This is a genomic window from Shinella sp. AETb1-6 (assembly GCF_009826875.1).
GTDB lineage: Bacteria > Pseudomonadota > Alphaproteobacteria > Rhizobiales > Rhizobiaceae > Shinella > Shinella sumterensis.
In genome coordinates this window covers 1-1469 of sequence record NZ_WUMM01000037.1, presented here as the reverse complement: position 1 = coordinate 1469, position 1469 = coordinate 1, and the positions used below count along the sequence as shown (strand labels likewise).

General features: G+C 64.0%; 2 protein-coding genes. Both read left to right on the top strand.

Annotated features, from left to right (window positions below; translation table 11 throughout):
- Positions 1–464, top strand: a 464-nt coding sequence (locus GR158_RS25020) for a carbohydrate ABC transporter permease (protein ID WP_160873051.1), incomplete at its 5' end; no start/stop codon positions are given.
- A 13-nt stretch (positions 465–477) separates the two neighbouring features.
- A partial coding sequence (locus tag GR158_RS25015; RefSeq protein ID WP_160873050.1) for an ABC transporter ATP-binding protein occupies positions 478–1469 on the top strand: 992 nt, incomplete at its 3' end.

Below are 1469 nucleotides of genomic sequence, written 5' to 3'. Positions count from 1 at the left end.
TGCTGGTGCCGATCTACCTCATCTTCCGCGATTTCGGCCTGCTCGACACGCGCATCGGCCTGACGGTGATGCTGACGCTGATCAACCTGCCGATCGTCGTGTGGATGCTCTACACCTACTTCCGCGAAATCCCCGGCGAAATCCTGGAAGCGGCCCGCATGGACGGCGCCTCGCTGTTCGACGAGATCGTGCATGTGCTCACGCCCATGGCGGTGCCGGGCATCGCCTCGACGCTGCTGCTCAACATCATCCTCGCCTGGAACGAATCGTTCTGGACGATCCGCCTGACGACGACGAACGCCGCGCCGCTGACGGCCTTCATCGCCTCGTTCTCGAGCCCGCAGGGTCTCTTCTGGGCGAAACTATCGGCGGCCTCGACGCTCGCCATCGCCCCCATCCTGATCATGGGATGGTTCTCGCAGAAACAGCTCGTCCGCGGCCTGACCTTCGGCGCCGTGAAGTAAGGGGAGGGAACACATGGGCAAGATCATCCTGAAAAAGGTCAACAAGTCCTTTGGCGCCACGCAGGTCATTCCGGGCATCGACCTCACCATCGAGGACGGCGAGTTCGTCGTCTTCGTCGGTCCGTCCGGCTGCGGCAAGTCCACGCTGCTGCGCCTCATCGCGGGCCTGGAGGACACCACGTCCGGCACCATCGAGATCGACGGCAAGGATGTGACGTCGGCGGCACCCGCCAAGCGCGGTCTTGCCATGGTGTTCCAGTCCTATGCGCTCTATCCGCACATGACGGTGCGCAAGAACATCGCCTTCCCGCTCAAGATGGCGAAGGCCAGCCCGGAGGTGATCGAGAAGAAGGTGACGGAAGCCGCCCGCGTGCTGAACCTCACCAACTATCTCGAACGCCGCCCGGGCCAGCTTTCCGGCGGTCAGCGCCAGCGTGTGGCCATCGGCCGCGCGATCGTGCGCGAACCGTCGGCTTTTCTGTTCGACGAGCCGCTGTCCAACCTCGACGCGGCGCTGCGCGGCACCATGCGGCTGGAGATCAGCGAACTGCATCACCAGCTGAAGACCACGATGATCTATGTCACCCACGACCAGGTCGAGGCCATGACCATGGCCGACAAGATCGTGGTGTTGAATGCCGGCAATATCGAGCAGGTCGGCTCGCCGCTCGATCTCTACAACAAGCCCGACAACCTCTTCGTCGCCGGCTTCATCGGCTCGCCGCGCATGAACTTCGTCAAGGGCGAGTCCGCAAGGCCGTGGAACGCGCCGACCGTCGGCATCCGCCCCGAGCATATCAAGCTCTCCAAGGATGCCGGCACCTGGAAGGGCGTCGTCGGCGTGGCCGAGCACCTCGGCTCCGACACGTTCCTGCATGTCAATGTCGAGGGCGTGGGCATGCTCACCGTCCGCGCCGACGGGGACTTCCCCGTCACCCACGGCGACATCGTCCATCTCACCCCCGATGACGGCCGTATCCACCGCTTCGACGAAAGCGACAAGGC